General features: G+C 70.2%; 15 protein-coding genes. 10 read left to right on the top strand and 5 right to left on the bottom strand.

Translation table 11 applies throughout. The annotated features are described in order from the left end of the window. Positions 1 to 105 precede the first annotated feature (105 nt). The 3 genes from T336_RS0102070 to T336_RS0102080 are packed head-to-tail and all read left to right on the top strand — an operon-like array spanning position 106 to position 2,908. Positions 106 to 753: a DUF4166 domain-containing protein gene (locus T336_RS0102070; RefSeq protein ID WP_026431313.1), complete on the top strand. Its 648-nt coding sequence runs from the start codon at positions 106 to 108 to the stop codon at positions 751 to 753. Further along, positions 750 to 2,315 (top strand): TIGR01777 family oxidoreductase, encoded by a 1,566-nt coding sequence (locus T336_RS24650; RefSeq protein WP_084151349.1) that lies wholly within the window; start codon positions 750 to 752, stop codon positions 2,313 to 2,315. The genes T336_RS0102070 and T336_RS24650 overlap by 4 nt, the downstream gene beginning before the upstream one ends. After that, positions 2,312 to 2,908 carry a hemerythrin domain-containing protein gene (locus tag T336_RS0102080; protein WP_051647028.1) on the top strand — a complete coding sequence of 199 codons (597 nt, stop codon included), beginning with the start codon at positions 2,312 to 2,314 and terminating at the stop codon, positions 2,906 to 2,908. The genes T336_RS24650 and T336_RS0102080 overlap by 4 nt, the downstream gene beginning before the upstream one ends. 40 nt (positions 2,909 to 2,948) lie before the next feature. Here T336_RS0102080 and T336_RS24655 read toward each other — a convergent pair whose 3' ends face one another. Together T336_RS24655 and T336_RS24660 are read right to left on the bottom strand one after the other, a co-directional pair. Continuing rightward, the gene (locus tag T336_RS24655; protein WP_051647029.1) at positions 2,949 to 3,533 is read right to left on the bottom strand and encodes an RNA 2'-phosphotransferase; all 585 of its coding nucleotides are present in this window, start codon (positions 3,531 to 3,533) and stop codon (positions 2,949 to 2,951) included. A gap of 1 nt (position 3,534) precedes the next feature. After that, positions 3,535 to 4,452, bottom strand: a complete 918-nt coding sequence (locus tag T336_RS24660; RefSeq protein ID WP_035225171.1) for a LysR family transcriptional regulator — start codon at positions 4,450 to 4,452, stop codon at positions 3,535 to 3,537. A gap of 96 nt (positions 4,453 to 4,548) precedes the next feature. On the opposite strand from T336_RS24660, the gene T336_RS0102095 reads away from it, so the two are divergent. The 3 genes from T336_RS0102095 to T336_RS0102105 all read left to right on the top strand — a co-directional run bounded on the left by T336_RS0102095 (position 4,549) and on the right by T336_RS0102105 (position 7,446). Next, on the top strand, positions 4,549 to 5,064 hold the full coding sequence (locus T336_RS0102095) for a hypothetical protein (protein WP_035225174.1): 516 nt from the start codon (positions 4,549 to 4,551) through the stop codon (positions 5,062 to 5,064). A 213-nt stretch (positions 5,065 to 5,277) separates the two neighbouring features. Then, positions 5,278 to 5,901, top strand: a complete 624-nt coding sequence (locus T336_RS0102100; RefSeq protein WP_026431316.1) for a cupin domain-containing protein — start codon at positions 5,278 to 5,280, stop codon at positions 5,899 to 5,901. Positions 5,902 to 5,979: 78 nt separating this feature from the next. Beyond that, a complete protein-coding gene (locus tag T336_RS0102105) occupies positions 5,980 to 7,446 on the top strand; it encodes an MFS transporter (RefSeq protein WP_026431317.1) in 1,467 nt (488 codons plus the stop codon). A gap of 66 nt (positions 7,447 to 7,512) precedes the next feature. On the opposite strand, the gene T336_RS0102110 is transcribed toward T336_RS0102105, so the two are convergent. From T336_RS0102110 to T336_RS0102120, 3 genes are all read right to left on the bottom strand, one after another. After that, complete coding sequence (locus tag T336_RS0102110; protein ID WP_026431318.1) at positions 7,513 to 7,800, bottom strand: BTH_I0359 family protein; 288 nt, start codon at positions 7,798 to 7,800, stop codon at positions 7,513 to 7,515. 286 nt (positions 7,801 to 8,086) lie between these two features. After that, positions 8,087 to 9,352 carry a DUF3108 domain-containing protein gene (locus T336_RS0102115; protein ID WP_026431319.1) on the bottom strand — a complete coding sequence of 422 codons (1,266 nt, stop codon included), beginning with the start codon at positions 9,350 to 9,352 and terminating at the stop codon, positions 8,087 to 8,089. A gap of 37 nt (positions 9,353 to 9,389) precedes the next feature. Next, on the bottom strand, positions 9,390 to 10,172 hold the full coding sequence (locus T336_RS0102120; RefSeq protein WP_019700212.1) for an IclR family transcriptional regulator: 783 nt from the start codon (positions 10,170 to 10,172) through the stop codon (positions 9,390 to 9,392). A gap of 107 nt (positions 10,173 to 10,279) precedes the next feature. Here T336_RS0102120 and T336_RS0102125 point away from each other — a divergent pair, with 107 nt between their 5' ends. The 4 genes from T336_RS0102125 (at position 10,280) to T336_RS0102140 (ending at position 14,138) form a co-directional block, all read left to right on the top strand. After that, positions 10,280 to 11,290 carry a fumarylacetoacetate hydrolase family protein gene (locus T336_RS0102125; RefSeq protein ID WP_019700213.1) on the top strand — a complete coding sequence of 337 codons (1,011 nt, stop codon included), beginning with the start codon at positions 10,280 to 10,282 and terminating at the stop codon, positions 11,288 to 11,290. Between the two features lie 4 nt (positions 11,291 to 11,294). After that, positions 11,295 to 12,386, top strand: a complete 1,092-nt coding sequence (locus T336_RS0102130) for a TraB/GumN family protein (protein WP_026431320.1) — start codon at positions 11,295 to 11,297, stop codon at positions 12,384 to 12,386. Positions 12,387 to 12,416: 30 nt separating this feature from the next. Beyond that, positions 12,417 to 13,394 carry a Bug family tripartite tricarboxylate transporter substrate binding protein gene (locus tag T336_RS0102135; protein WP_026431321.1) on the top strand — a complete coding sequence of 326 codons (978 nt, stop codon included), beginning with the start codon at positions 12,417 to 12,419 and terminating at the stop codon, positions 13,392 to 13,394. Between the two features lie 99 nt (positions 13,395 to 13,493). Further along, the gene (locus T336_RS0102140; protein WP_026431322.1) at positions 13,494 to 14,138 is read left to right on the top strand and encodes a LysE family translocator; all 645 of its coding nucleotides are present in this window, start codon (positions 13,494 to 13,496) and stop codon (positions 14,136 to 14,138) included. The last annotated feature ends 121 nt before the right edge of the window (positions 14,139 to 14,259 follow it).

A 14,259-nucleotide genomic window follows, 5' to 3' on the forward strand; every position in this document is an offset into this window, starting at 1 on the left:
ACACCCCTGCCGGAGCGGCCTGTCCACTTCGTTGGCAGGTTGGCGGAAAAATCCTTTTGAATCAATGGTTTGCGAGCTGGTATGCGACGTGCAGACAGGCAGGGCATGGACATCGCCGCACCCCACCCCTCCGACACCGCACCGCGGCCAGCCGCCGCGCTCGATCTTTCGGCCCTGCTGGGGCCGGCCGGCTGGGCTCGCCTCGCCCCGGCCATCCGACGCCGCTTCGCCGCAGGCCACGCCGCCACTGTCTATGAGGGCGTGATGGACCTGCAGTGCTCGCCAGCCGGGCGCTGCTTTGCCTGGCTCGCAGCGTGCCTGCGCAGCCCGCTGTCGCCGCTGCGCCGGTCCGGCGTGCCCGTACAGGTCCGCGTGTATGGCGATGGGCAAGGCGGCGTGGTGTGGGAGCGGCATTTGCGCATTCCGGGTCGGCGCGTCCACGTCGTGCGTTCCACGAAGTCGGTCGGTACCGGCGGTGGGCTGCAGGAGCGCACCGATGGCGGCCTGTCGATGGCGCTGGACGTGCGCGAGGAGTCCGGGGCGCTGGTGTTCTCCAGCCGGCGCTACTTCCTCGCCGTGGGCCCGCTGCGCATCCCCATCCCGTCCGTGCTGACGCCCGGCACCTGCCGTGTAGAGCACCGCGACCTGGGCGCGGGGCTATTCGTTTTCACCCTGGAAATGCACCACCCGCTGTGGGGGTGCACCTTCCGCCAGACCGGCGTATTCGCCGACCCCGGGGAGCTTCTGCCATGACAGCCATCTTCATCATTCTTGCCGTGCAGGCCCTGATGGGTGCCTTCGACAACCTCTGGCACCACGAATGGCAGGCCCGCCTGCCGCAACGCGCCTCCGCGCGCCACGAACTTTTGCTGCATGCGCTGCGCGAAGCGATCTACGGATTGCTCTTCCTGGGGTTTGCCTGGGTGCGGTGGCAGGGCTGGTGGGTACTGCTGCCTTCGGCCCTGCTTGCTGTGGAGGTCGTCATCACGGCGGCGGACTTCCTGGAGGAAGACCGCAGCCGGCGCCTTCCGCCCGCCGAGCGCGTACTGCACACCCTGCTGGCCGTGAGCTATGGCGTCCTGGTGGGCGCGGTCGCTCCCATGTTCGCCGCACTGGCGGCGCTGCCCACCGGCGTGGCCGTCGAAGGGCACGGCGCGTGGTCCGTGTTCTTCACTCTGGGCGGGGCCGTGGTGCTGGCCTGGAGCCTGCGCAATGCGGTCGCCGTCGTCCGGCTGCGTGGCGTGGCGCAGGCCGATGCTGCACCTGCGGCGTCCCGGCACGGGCCTGCGGTACTGGTGGCCGGTGGCACTGGCTTCATCGGGTCCGCCCTGGTGCGCAGGCTGCAGCGGGAAGGCCGCCGCGTGATCGTCCATACGCGCGATCCGCTGCAGGCGCGGGCGGCTTTCGGGCCGGGCGTGTGGGCGGTGGACCGTCTGGACGATATCCCGCCGGAAACCGCCATCGACGCCGTCGTGAACCTGGCCGGTGCCCCCATCCTGGGCCTGCCGTGGACGCGCCGGCGTCGCGAGCGCCTGGTGGGCAGCCGCGTGGAGGCGGCGCAGGCGCTGCTCGCCCTCATGGGCCGCCTGGACCGGTGTCCCGATGTGCTCGTCAGCGCATCCGCCGTGGGCTTCTACGGCCTGCCGGAAGGCCGCGCGTTCCTTCGGGAGGACCAGGGGCCCGAGCCGGGCCGCTTCCAGTCGGACCTGTGCGTGCGCATCGAGCAGGAGGCTGCCAGGGCCGGCGCCCTGGGCATGCGCGTGGTCTGCCTGCGTTTGGGCATCGTGCTGGGGCCGGATGGAGGTGCCTATCCCGCACAGGCCCTCGCCGCGCGCTGGGGCCTGGGTGCGGTGCTGGGCCGCGGAAGCCAGCCGGTGCCGTGGATCCACCTCGACGATGCCGTGGGGCTCATCCTGCATGCCTGCGCGCAGCCCCGGTTGTCGGGCGCCGTGAACGCGGTCGCCCCGGCGGCACCGGACCAGCAGGCGTTCGCGCGGACCCTGGCGGCCTCCTTCGGCAGGACGGTGCGCATGCGCATCCCCGCATGGCCCCTGCACCTGGCGCTGGGCGAGATGTCGGAGTTGCTGCTGTGCGGGCAGCGGGTGCTGCCCGCGCGGGCCGCCGCGAGCGGCTATGCCTTCCGGCACCCCACCCTGGAAGGGGCGCTGGCATCGCTGGCCCAGCCCGGCGCGCAGTCGGATCCGATGTCGCGGCGGTTGCCCCATGTCAATGGTGCGGGCCGCGGTGCGAGCGGCCGGTCCGTGGCCCGAGAGGACAATGCCGGAACACCCCGGTCTTCCCCCGCCGCCAGATGATCCGCTCGTCCGTCCCCTTTCCACCCCTGTCTTCCGGCGCTCGCGCCGCCGACGCTTCCGTCCCCGGCCTGCGCAGCCCCGCCGCCGGCTTCGACCAGCCCTTCGAGATGCTGCACGCCTGCCACGAGCGCGTGCAGCGCACGCTGGGACTGCTGGAGCGACTGCGCGCCCACCTGCGCGCGCAGGGCTGCGACGCGCAGGCCCGCGAGGCCGCGCGCGACGTGCTGCGCTACTTCGACATCGCCGCGCCGCTGCACCACGAGGACGAGGAACTGCACGTCTTTCCGCCGCTGCTGGCGCAGGGGAGCACCCCGGTGGTGGACCTCGTGCGGCAGCTGCAGCGGGAGCATGGCGCCATGGCACGGCTGTGGTCGCAGGCACGCGTTCCGCTGGCCGCCGTGGCCCAGGGAGCGCCTGGCGCGGCGCCCCTGTCCCCGGAGCAGGAGCGGACGCTGGACGACTTCGCCAGCCTGTATGCCGGGCACATCGACCGCGAGGAAGCGGTGGCCTATCCGGCGGCTCAGGGGTTGCTGCAGGAGGCCTCGCTGGGTGGCATGGGGCAGGAGATGGCGCGGCGGCGGGGTGCCGCGTAGTCCAAAGCATTGTTCTCGCGCCCGGGACGCCGGCACGGCGTCACGCGCCGGATTCTCGACAGGCGGACCGGAATCCTTCGTGCGCGAGAGACAGGAACCCGGGGGGCACCGATGAGGTCAGCCAGACACCGTTCTCCACTTGGTGGAACATGTGCCCGCCCGCATGCAGGCGCTGCGCAGCGATCCGCAGGACCACGGGTTCGCCGTGGCGGCGGCCCACCTCGATGGCGGTCGCCTGATCGCTGGAGAGATGCACATGGTGGCGTCCTGACGGGACCAGGCCCTGTTCCTGAATACTGGGCAGGAAGCGCGTGGCTGTCCCGTGGAACAGCCATTCTGGAGGATGCGCTGCTTGCAATTGCCGCTGCACCTGCAAGGACGAATGGCCCTGGATGGCACGGATGAACAGTCCGTCTTCAGACACTTCGTACCGGCGCTTGGTGCCGGCATGGATTGCCTGCATCACGCAGCCCAGGTTCAGGAGGTGCCCGGCAGCCCGGCCCTGCTCGACCAGGCAGGAAATCCGTGCCCAGCCTTCAGGATCGAGTTGGAGTCCGATCGATTCGGGCTTGTGGCGCAGGATGAAGGCAAGCAGCTTGCTGGTGTTTTCCGTTTCGGAGTCCATGTCAGCTCCACTGGGGCAGTGAAAGATCAGTGCGCCACTGTTCGGCGTGGGCCAGCAAGCTGTCGCGCAGCCGCGAGGCGGCCGGGCCCAGCCGCTGCCCGTTGCGGTGGAAGACATGGTAGGTCAGAGGAGGATAGCCCTTGAGCGGAATGGCCACTGTCCCGCGTGGGGCCGGGCAGAAGGCATTGACGACCGCAAGCCCTACGCCCCATGCCGAGAGCTGCAGCATCAGGGCCCAGCTGTTGGTCTCCATCGCAACGTGCCATCGAATGCCCTTGGCTTCCAGCAACTGCCCTAGCAGTTCCCGGTGCGGGCGCCCTGCGTGCGGAACGACCAGGGGTTCGTCCCGCAGATCCTTGAGCGACACGAAGCGCTGCACAGCCAGGGGATGGCTGCGGGGCACGATGAGCACCTGGCCCACCGAGGTCAGCGGCTGGCTGTCGAAGGCGCACGACATCTCGCCGAGCGGTGCAACGCCCAACTGTGCTTCTCCGTGCTCCACTGCGGCAATGGTGCGCTCCCGGTCGCCTGCCAGCAGCTTCAGTGCCGTCGTTTTTGAGGATGAGCGGAAGCGGGTCAGGGCCTTTCCGATCAAGTGCAGATATGCACCGTCGCCCGCCACCAGCGACACCGTATCCGTGCCTGCGGAGCCCGACATGTCCTGCATGAAACGCTGGTTGAAGGCCAGCAGTTCCCTTGCATGGCGGGCCACCTCCAACCCCTCTGTAGTGAGCTTGAGCTGGCGCCCCTGCCTTACGTAGAGCGGCACGCGCAACTGCTCCCCCAGCTTTCTGAGCTTTGCGTGCAACGCGGGCTGGCTGATGTGCAACTGCCTCGCGGACTCGCTGAGGTTCAGCGTATCGGCGAAGACGGCGAAGGACTGCAGTGCGTCCAGGTGGGTCGTGGGAACCAGGGCCATCTATCCATTCTATGGATAGACCATAAGAACATAGTAGTTCCGGATGAATTCTCGATTTTTTAGCATTCGACCCATCGAATCACAGGATCTCTGAACATGGAATCGAATCTTTCATCTCCCAGGTTGGGCATCGACATCGGGCGCGTCATCATCGCGCCGGACGGTGCGGACGGCTCCGACACTTCTTTCATCGGAGGCTCGCTGGCAGATGCCCTGTCGACACCTCCTTACGAGGGCATGTTTGAATACGTGCCTGCGCTGGTGGATCGCTTCCAGGGCCGCGTCTGGCTGGTGTCCAAAGCGGGAACCCGCGTTCAGGAAAAGACGCTGCAGTGGTTGGCGCACCACCGCTTCCATGCACGCACGGGCATTTCCGAGGCGAACGTCCGGTTCTGCAAGCACCGGCCCGAGAAGGCGGACCATTGCCGAGACCTGGGCATCACGCATTTCATCGACGACCGTGAGGATGTGCTGCAGCACCTGGACGGCTTGGTAGCGCATCGCTTCCTGTTCGGGCCCCGGCGAGCCGGCGCAAGGGATCCGTCATTGAGGCTGGTGCGCACCTGGACGGCCGCGTCTCGGGAAGTCTTGGCGACACTGAATTGCAGTTGACGTGTTTCTGGTGTGAAGCGCATCCGCCCCATTGGATTCGGAAGTGCATGGTGCCTGTTTCTCTCTAAAAAGTTGCCCTTTTTCCCGTGCAAAGCATCGTGGGACGCTATGCAGTGCAGTTGCCGTTACTTATTGTTTCGATAGCGGTGGGTTCTGAAAATCCAGGGGTGCCGGGCTCTTCGTGTCCGGAGCGTCAACTGCCGGAATCCACCCATGATCTTCGCCCTTCGCGCGGTATTCAGAGTACCCGCCATCACTTCCCTTTGCGTCCTCTCGCTGTTCCACGCTGCCAGCGGTTGGGCGCGAGAGCCGATTCCCCTGTTGCTCCAGGCCAGCGAAGGCGAGCAGCTCACGCGGCGATGGGGCTATCCCATGACCATCAAGGTCGATCCCGTGACGGCGGGGGCGCGCGATTTTTCTGCCGGCACCGAAGACATCGCTCCCGGAAGGAAGATACCCCTGCACCGGCATCCGCACGTGGAGGAACTCGTCATCGTGCAGTCGGGCACCCTGCTCGCGCACGTCGGCGACCAGCACCGTGTTGTCGGGCCGGGGGGCATGGCCTACGCCCCGGCCGGAACCTGGATGGGTTTTGAAAACACCGGCAATACGACGGCGACCGTCATCTGGGTATTCCCCCGGCCGGGCTTCGAGGAATATGTCAGGGCCACGTCCGTGCCCGCCGGCGCTGCGGCCAAGCCCCTGGGGGGCGACGAACTCGCCGCCATCCGCCAGCGGTATCGCGGGCATATCGAGCTGGGCGGGGGCGATCTGGCTGCCTATCCCACCGAGGCATCGCCGCCCGCCATCGCCAATTCCGAACGTTCCAGGCCATGAGCGCCGCAGGCGTTTTCCACCGTATCGCGGCCTGAGGGCGTGCGACCTCCGCATTCTGCAAAAAAGGAGGGCTTTTCCATGCCCGAAAGAATATTGTCCAGCCAGGGGGCCCTCCTGGCTGAACCCGCCGCCTTGTCGCAGGGGCATGCCGGAGCGGGGATCCGCCCCGATGCGCGCCGCTGGCTGGCGCTCGCCGTGCTGCTCACCGGGGCCCTGTTGCCGCCACTGGATTTCTTCATCGTCAACGTCGCGCTGCCGGCCATGCGCACCGACCTGGCGGCCGATGCCGCCATGGCGCAGCTGGTCATTTCGGTATATGCCGTTGCCTATGCCGTCACGCTGATCCTGGGCGGCCGGCTCGGTGACCTGTACGGTCGCCGGCGCGTGTTCGTCTGCGGCATGCTGGGCTTCGGTGCGTCGTCGGTGCTGTGCGGGCTGGCCACGTCGCCGGAGGTGCTGGTGGCCGGTCGCCTGCTGCAGGGGCTGGCCGCTGCCGTGATGGCGCCGCAGCCGCTGGCGACCATCCATGCCCTGTTCCCCGCGCACGAAAAGAACCGCGCCCTGGGCCTGTACGGGGCCGTCTTCGGGCTCGCCGCCGTGGCCGGGCAGGGGCTGGGGGGCGCGCTGGTGGTGGCTGACTGGTTCAGCCTGGGCTGGCGCACCGTCTTCCTCGTCAACCTGCCTGTCGTCGCCCTGGCCGTGCCCGCAGCCCTGGCGCTGGTGCAGGAGAGCCGCTCGCCCCATGCCGTCCAGCTGGACGTGCGCGGCGCGCTCCTGCTGGCGGCCGGCCTGCTGGCGCTGCTGGTTCCCCTGATCGAGGGCCGCGAGCACGGGTGGCCCTGGTGGTGCTGGGGGCTGCTGGCATCGTGCGTGCCGCTGCTGCGGGCGTTCTGGCGCTTCGAGCAAAACCTGGAGCGTGCGGGGGGCGCGCCTTTGATCGCGCCGTCGCTGCTGGGCCAGCGGGGGCTGCGCTGCAGCCTGGCCGCCACGCTGTGCTTTTATTCCATCGCGCCGTTCTTCCTGATCTTCGCCATCTACCAGCAGGCGGGCCTGGGCCGCGGCCCTCTCGCCGCGGGGCTGGCGCTCATGCCGATGGGCGTGGGATTCCTGTGCGGCTCGCTGTGCAGCCGCAGGGCCGCCCTGCGGCTGGGCGCGGGAACGGCCGCCTTCGGCATCGTGGTGGAGCTGCTGGGCATGTTCGGGGCCTCGACCCTGGCCATTGCCCACCATGCCCCGTGGCTCGTGCTGCCGCTGTTCGCCATCGGCCTGGGCCAGGGCATGGCGATGCCTGCCCTGGTGCGCCTGAACATGGACCAGGTCGATGTCCGATGGGCAGGACTCTCCGCGGGCCTGGTCCATGCCACCCTGCAGGTCGGCGCGGCGATTTCCGTGGCCGTGATCGGGGGGCTGTTCTTCGTCCTGGCGCCCGAGGGGGCCGGAGCCCATGCGGTACAGGTCGGGTTCTCCGTCACCTCCGCGCTCATCGGCGCGTGCCTTGCCGCGGCGGCCTTGCTGGCAGGGAGTCTCCGGCCCGCGTCGGCCTGACTGCCTGCACCAATAAAAAAGCACCCGGCAAGGGTGCTTTGTCGATCCGGGGCGGCGGTGGCCGCTTCAGTGCACCACTACCGGGTTCTGCGCCAGCCCCACGTATCCGTCGAGCGTATCGTCCACCTCTTCCTGGGTGGGCGTGTCGCGCTGCCAGGCCAGGATCTGCTGCTGGAACATCTCGGCCCAGGATCCGTCGAGGTACACCTCCTTGCCGGAACGCTTGTCCACGATCTCGAAGCCGTGGCGCACCAGCTGGTGCACGGGCGGCGCGCCCGCGGGTGCCTCGGCGTCGCCGGTGTCGGGCTGCATGTGGACCACCACGAAGGAGTCGGAGTCGTAGAGCATGTGCATGGTGTTCCCCTGTCGGTCAAACAATCGTTTACTTGGGTCAGATGGCCACCCGGGCCCCGAAGTTCAAGACCCTCGGAAACCCGTCCTCGCATACGCCGTGCCAGCCCTCCCGGGCCGGAGCCCGGACGGCGCGCCCGAAGCGGATGCGTGAACCCAGTATTTCATGAAAAGCGCGGCCGTGCAGGCTGCGGGGCGAAGTCACGCCACCGTCCCACGAAGCTGTGGGCGAAACCGCACACCGCCCTGGCATGGGCGCCTGCCCGCACGCAGGGGGCGGCCATCCCGCTCATGGGCTGCTGCGGCCTGACAACTGCAGGTCCACGTAGTCGCCATTGCCCTTGCTGAGGCGGATGCGGGCGGGCAGGAAGCCCAGCGAGGGGGCCAGCCACAGCTCCGCCTTCTCGTCGGCATCGCGGCGCGGCAGGCGTTCGAGCTTCAGCGCCGGGGTGGGGCCTATCGGCAGGTCGAGCGTCTCGGTGCCGTCGATGGTGAAGGTCCAGCGGTCGGCGTTGCGGGCCCCCACGGTGGTGAAGGTGATGCGGGTGCCGTCGGGATAGCGTTCCGGCGCGGCCGCCAGCAGGGCGCCGAGCTGGATGAACACGCTCAGCCGGTCCTGCGCGCCCGCGGCGATGGCGGCCGGGGCGGAGCCCCCGCTGAAGGTGGCACGGCCCGCACCGAAGTCGAAATCCGCCGTCTGCTCCTTGCGGGCCTGGTCGCCGAAACGCCTGGGCTGCAGGCCCGCGGGCGTGACCACCCCGCTGCTGGTCTGCGAGCGCGAGCCGAGCAGGAAGGCCTTGGCCTCCTGCCGGGCCTCGTAGCCCGCATCGTCGTGGCGCCACACCAGCGTGGCGTTGGCCCGGTAGGCGAACTTCTTCACCTCCCCGCTCACGTCGAACGCCAGGCGCAGCGAGGGCGGCAGCTGCACGGGCGGCGGCTTGGCGCTGGCATCGATGGCGGGCCCGTTCGGCGGCAGGATCTCCACGCCCGCATTGCGGGTGTCGGCGGGATCGCTGGCGTCGGCGGCGGGCACCGCGGCTGCGGCCGCGGTGGCGCTGGAGGCCGAGGAGGAAGCCGCAGAAGAGGGCGCGCTGGCCAGGGCCGCGGCGGCCTGTGCGGCGTTCCGCGCCGCCTGGGCCGCGTCCGCTGCCGCTTCCGTAGGGGAAGCGGGGGCCTCCGCCATCGGCGGCGCGGACGGCGCCTCGCCCGCATCGGCAGGGGCAGGCGGGGTGGATGGCGCGGCCTCTTCGGCGGGCGGGGGAACGGGCGCGGGTGCTGGAGCCGGCGGCGCCGGGCGCGGCTTGCGGACCTTCGCCGGCCTGGGCGGTGGTGGTGGCGGTGGGGGCACGGCCGGCTGCGCCGCAGGCGGTTCCGGCGCGGTGGCGGGCTCCGGGGCCGGTGGAGCCGGCGGCGGCGACAGCATGCGTGTGTGGAAGGCCAGCGCTTCGGGCCGGCTCGCGTCCGCGCCGCCGGTCCAGCGCGGCAGGCCGAACAGCACGAGTGCATGCAGGGCGGCCACCAGGGCGGTGAGCGCCGCCAGGACGCGGCGCGGCATCAGCGGCGGCCCCCGCGGCGGCAGGCAGCGGCCACGCTCATGCCTGCCCGTAGCCCAGGTCGGCCGACAGCCGGCCCGCCATGGCGCGCAGTGGCGCATCGATGGCGCCGCCCCATTGCGGGTCGAAGGTGGCGACGGAGCCCAGCGTGGTGATGCCCAGGGCCAGGTGGCCGTCCGCATCGAACACCGGCGCGCAGAAGGCCACGATGCCCGGCAGCAGGGTGTCCACCACGCGCGCGGAGCCGCGCTGGCGCACTTCCTCCAGCATGGGTTGCAGGGCCTCGGGCGTGGCGGGAATGTCCTTGCGGCCGCGCCGGGCGGCTTCGGCCAGTTCCTCGGCGATGAGCCCGGCCGTCACGTCGGGCGCCAGGTGCGCGGCAAAGCAGCGGCCCGTGGCGGAGGACAGCAGCGGCATCACGTCGCCCAGCCGCAGATTGGCGGTCACCGACTGGTGCGATTCCTCCCAGTGGACGATGGTCGGCCCGCGGTTGCCCCAGACGGCCAGGGCCAGGGTCTGCTGGATGTCTTCCATGAGGGCCGGCAGGCGCTCGCGGGCGAGCCGTACCGGGTCCAGCCGGGCCAGGGAGGCCAGGCCCAGCTTCAGGGCCGCCGGGCCCAGGTCGTAGCGGGCGGTGCGCGGATCCTGCGCGACCAGGCCCATGCGCTGGAAGCTCACGAGGTAGCGGTGTGCCTTGGCGGCGCTCATGCCGGCGGCGGCGGCGAGGTCCTTGAGCATCAGCGGTCCCCGGCTGCGCGTCAGGCCCTCCAGCAGCGAGAAGCCCACCTCCACCGATTGAATGCCCGCCCTTTCCTTGTCCATCTGCAATAGAATTCCCGGAGTTTTGTTTAGTTAAATCAATTTAACCATTCGTAATTTGTGTCAGGCAGCGTACCGGCTCGCTGCGGAGACAACAAGGTCTGAGCCCCATGAAACTCGCCACCTACAAAGATGGTTCCCGCGACGGCCAGCTGGTCGTCGTTTCCCGCGACCTGGGCACGGCCCATTATGCGACCGGCATCGCGAGCCGCCTGCAGCAGGTGCTCGACGACTGGGGCTTCCTCGCCCCGCAGCTGCAGGACCTCTACGAGCAGCTCAACGCCGGCCGCGCGCCGCATGCCTTCCCCTTCGAGCCCGAGCGCTGCATGGCCCCGCTGCCGCGCGCCTACCAGTGGGCGGACGGCTCCGCCTACATCAACCACGTGGAGCTGGTGCGCAAGGCGCGCAACGCCGAAGTGCCCGAGAGCTTCTACACCGATCCGCTCATGTACCAGGGCGGCAGCGATGATTTCCTGGGCCCCTGCGACGATGTGGTGGTGCCCAGCGAGGCCATGGGCATCGATTTCGAGGCCGAGATCGCGGTGGTGACCGGCGACGTGAAGATGGGCGCCACGCCCGAGCAGGCCCTCGACGGCATCCGGCTGGTGATGCTGGCCAACGATGTCTCGCTGCGCAACCTGATCCCGGCCGAGCTGGCCAAGGGCTTCGGCTTCTTCCAGTCCAAGCCTGCCACCGCCTTCAGCCCCGTGGCCGTCACGCTGGACGAACTGGGCGACGCCTGGGAGGGGGGCCGCCTGCACCTCACGCTGCAGTCCACCTGGAACGGCCGCAAGGTCGGCATGTGCGACGCCGGCCCCGAGATGACCTTCCACTTCGGGCAGCTGATCGCCCACATCTGCAAGACCCGCAACGTGCGCGCCGGCTCCATCGTGGGCAGCGGCACGGTCAGCAACCGTGGCGTGGAGCAGAACGGCCGCATGGAGTGGCCCAGGGGCTACAGCTGCATCGCCGAGAAGCGCTGCATCGAGACCATCCAGGACGGCAAGCCCTCCACCGGGTTCATGCAATTCGGCGACACCATCCGCATCGAGATGAAGAACAAGGCCGGCCAGAGCCTTTTCGGCGCCATCGACCAGGCGATCGCCAGCCCCGCTGCCTGACGCCATGACGCTGCCCGCCGCCTTGCGCCGGCTGGCCGCCGCCGGGCTTCTCTGCCTGGCGCCGGCCGTGGTCCCGGCGCAGCCCGCTCCGGCGACCCTGCCATCGACCGTGCCCGCCGCCGTGCCGGCGTCTGCACCCGCTTCCGCATCGGCCTCCGCCGCCCGCCCCACCGCCTCCGCGCCCGCACCGGCCCATGCGGCCCGGCGGGCCGACTGCCCCCCGTTGCCGAAGCCGCTCGATCCCGCCGGCATTCCCCAGGCGCTGCAGAAGGCCCGCGACCGCGGGCTGCTGTGGCGCGTGGAAAAAGACGGACGCACCAGCTGGCTCTACGGCACGGTGCATGCCGCCCGGCGCGGCTGGATGCTGCCCGGCCCCACGGTGATGGCCGCCGTCCGCGCCAGCGACCGCGTGGCGCTGGAGATGGACCTGCTGGACCCCACCGTGATGCAGAAGCTGCAGGCCGCCCTGCGCAAGCCGGCGGACGCCCCGCCGCTGCCGCCTGAGCTGGAGCGCCGCCTGGCCGCGCAACGCGATGCTGCCTGCGCCGACCCCTCCATGCCGGAGATGCGGCCCGAGCTGCAGGTGTCCTCGCTGGTGGTGATGTCCGCTCGGCGCGAGGGCTTCGATCCGGCCTATGGCATCGACTTCGTGCTGGCCGGGCTGGCCCGCGGGCTGCACAAGCCCGTGGTGTCGCTGGAGTCCGTCGATCTGCAGGTGCAGACGCTGGCGTCCGACGACCCGAAGGAAACCGCCGCCGCCGTCGCCTCCGGGCTCGACCAGCTGGAAAACCATTCAGCGCGCGAGACCCTGACCACGCTCGCCACGGCCTGGTCCGACGGCCGCGCCAACCTGCTGGAAACCTACGGCCAGTGGTGCGGCTGCCAGCGCACCCCGGAAGAGCGCCAGGCCTTCGATCAGCTGGTGGTGGCGCGCAACCCGGGCATGGCGCGCGCCATCGTGGCCGAGCACCGCGCGGGCCACGCCGTGTTCGCGGCCGTGGGCGCACTGCACATGGTGGGCCCCGAGGGCCTGCCGACCCTGCTGGCCCGCGAGGGTTTCCGGGTCGAGCGCGTGGAATGGCCCGCGCGGCCCTGATTTTTAGCGAAGACAACAACAGGAGACAACATGCACCGCAGAACCCTGCTGGGGAGCGCCGCCGCCGCGGCCGCCCTGGCCGTACAGCCCTGGGCGCGCGCCCAGTCCGACTACCCCGCCCAGCCCATCCGCTGGGTCGTGCCGTACCCGCCCGGCGGCGGCACCGACGTGCTCGCCCGCACCGTGGCCGAGGCGTTGCGCACCCCGCTGGGCCAGCAGATCGTGGTGGACAACCGCCCCGGCGCCTCCACCAACATCGGCGCGCAGATCGTCGCCACCGCCAAGCCGGACGGCTACACGCTGATGTCGGCCGACAACGCCCTGCTGGCGTTCAACGAGCACCTGTTCAGCAAGCTGCCGTTCAGCCCCGACAAGGATTTCACCTACATCGGCGGCCTCTCGCGCTTCCCCCTCGCGCTGGTGGTGCATCCGGGCTTCGAGGCGCGCAACTTCCAGGAATTCATCGCGTACGCGCGCGCCAACCCCGGCAAGCTGAACTACGCATCGCCGGGCAATGGATCGCCCCACCACCTGGCGATGGAGATGTTCAAGAACCGCACCCAGACCTTCCTGACGCACATCCCCTACCGTGGCGCGGCCCCCGCGCTGCAGGACGTGATGGGTGGGCAGGTGCCGTGCATGTTCCTGGACCTGGCCGCCGGCCTGCCGGTGATCCAGTCGGGCAAGGTGCGTGCGCTCGCCATCGGCTCGGGCCGCCGCGCCGCCCGCCTGCCCCAGGTGCCCACGCTGGCCGAAGTGGGCGTGCCCGATGCCGAGGTCTATGCCTTCCAGGGCGTGCTCGGCCCGGCCGGCCTGCCGCCGGCCATCGTCGGCCGCCTGAACGGCGAGATCAACAAGGCCCTGGCCACGCCCACCGTGGTCCAGCGCATGCAGGATTTCGGTATGGAGGCGCTGCCCGGCACGCCCGAGCAGTTCCGCGCGATGGCGCGCGGCGAGGCGAAACGCTGGGGGCCGATCATCCAGGCAGCCGGCGTGAAGCTGGACTGACCGCCTGCGGCGCGATCGCCGAGCCATCGCCGGATCCGGCTTTTCTTGCCATACTGCTCCCGGGCGGCGCAGCTTGTTGCCGCCGCAGGAGCGTTGTCCATGTCGCTGGAAATCTGGTTCGCCTTCGTCGCCGCCTGCTCCGTGATGCTCGTCATCCCGGGGCCTACCATCCTCACCGTCATCAGCTATTCCATGGCGCACGGGCGCCGGGCCAACGTGCCGCTGGTGGCCGCCGTGGCGCTCGGCGATTCGACGGCGCTCGCCGTATCGCTGCTGGGGCTGGGCTCGCTGCTGGCCGCCTCGGCCTTCTGGTTCACCGTGGTCAAGTGGGCCGGCGGCCTCTACCTGCTCTACCTCGCCGCGAAGATGCTGCGCGCGGGCCTGCGCGCGCCCGGCGGTGCTGCCCCAGCCGACACCGCCGCGCCCAAGGCGCCCGGATCGCGCTGGCGGCTGTTCGCCAACACCTACCTGGTCACGGCCCTCAACCCCAAGGGCATCGTGTTCTTCGTCGCCTTCCTGCCCCAGTTCATCCGGCCCGGCGCGCCCATCACCCAGCAGCTCTGGATCCTGGCCGCCACCTTCGTCACCCTGGCTACGGTCAACGCCACGGCCTACGCGGTGTTCGCCAGCGCGGCCGGCCGGCTGCTGGCCTCGCCCCGAGCGCAGCGGCGCTTCCACCTGGCGGGTGGTTCGCTGCTGGGAGCAGCAGGCATCTGGGCACTGATGGCACGCCGCCCGGCCTGAGGGCCGGTGGCCGGGCGCGTGGAAACGCGCTGCTGTAGGCCGCCGCCGCGAACCGGGCCGTGCGGAGGGGCCGCGGTGGGAAATTGCGCTACGGTGCGGCGTTCGGTGCCTTGCCGGCACC

The organism is Paracidovorax oryzae ATCC 19882 (assembly GCF_000687165.1).
In the GTDB taxonomy this organism is placed as follows: domain Bacteria; phylum Pseudomonadota; class Gammaproteobacteria; order Burkholderiales; family Burkholderiaceae_C; genus Paracidovorax; species Paracidovorax oryzae.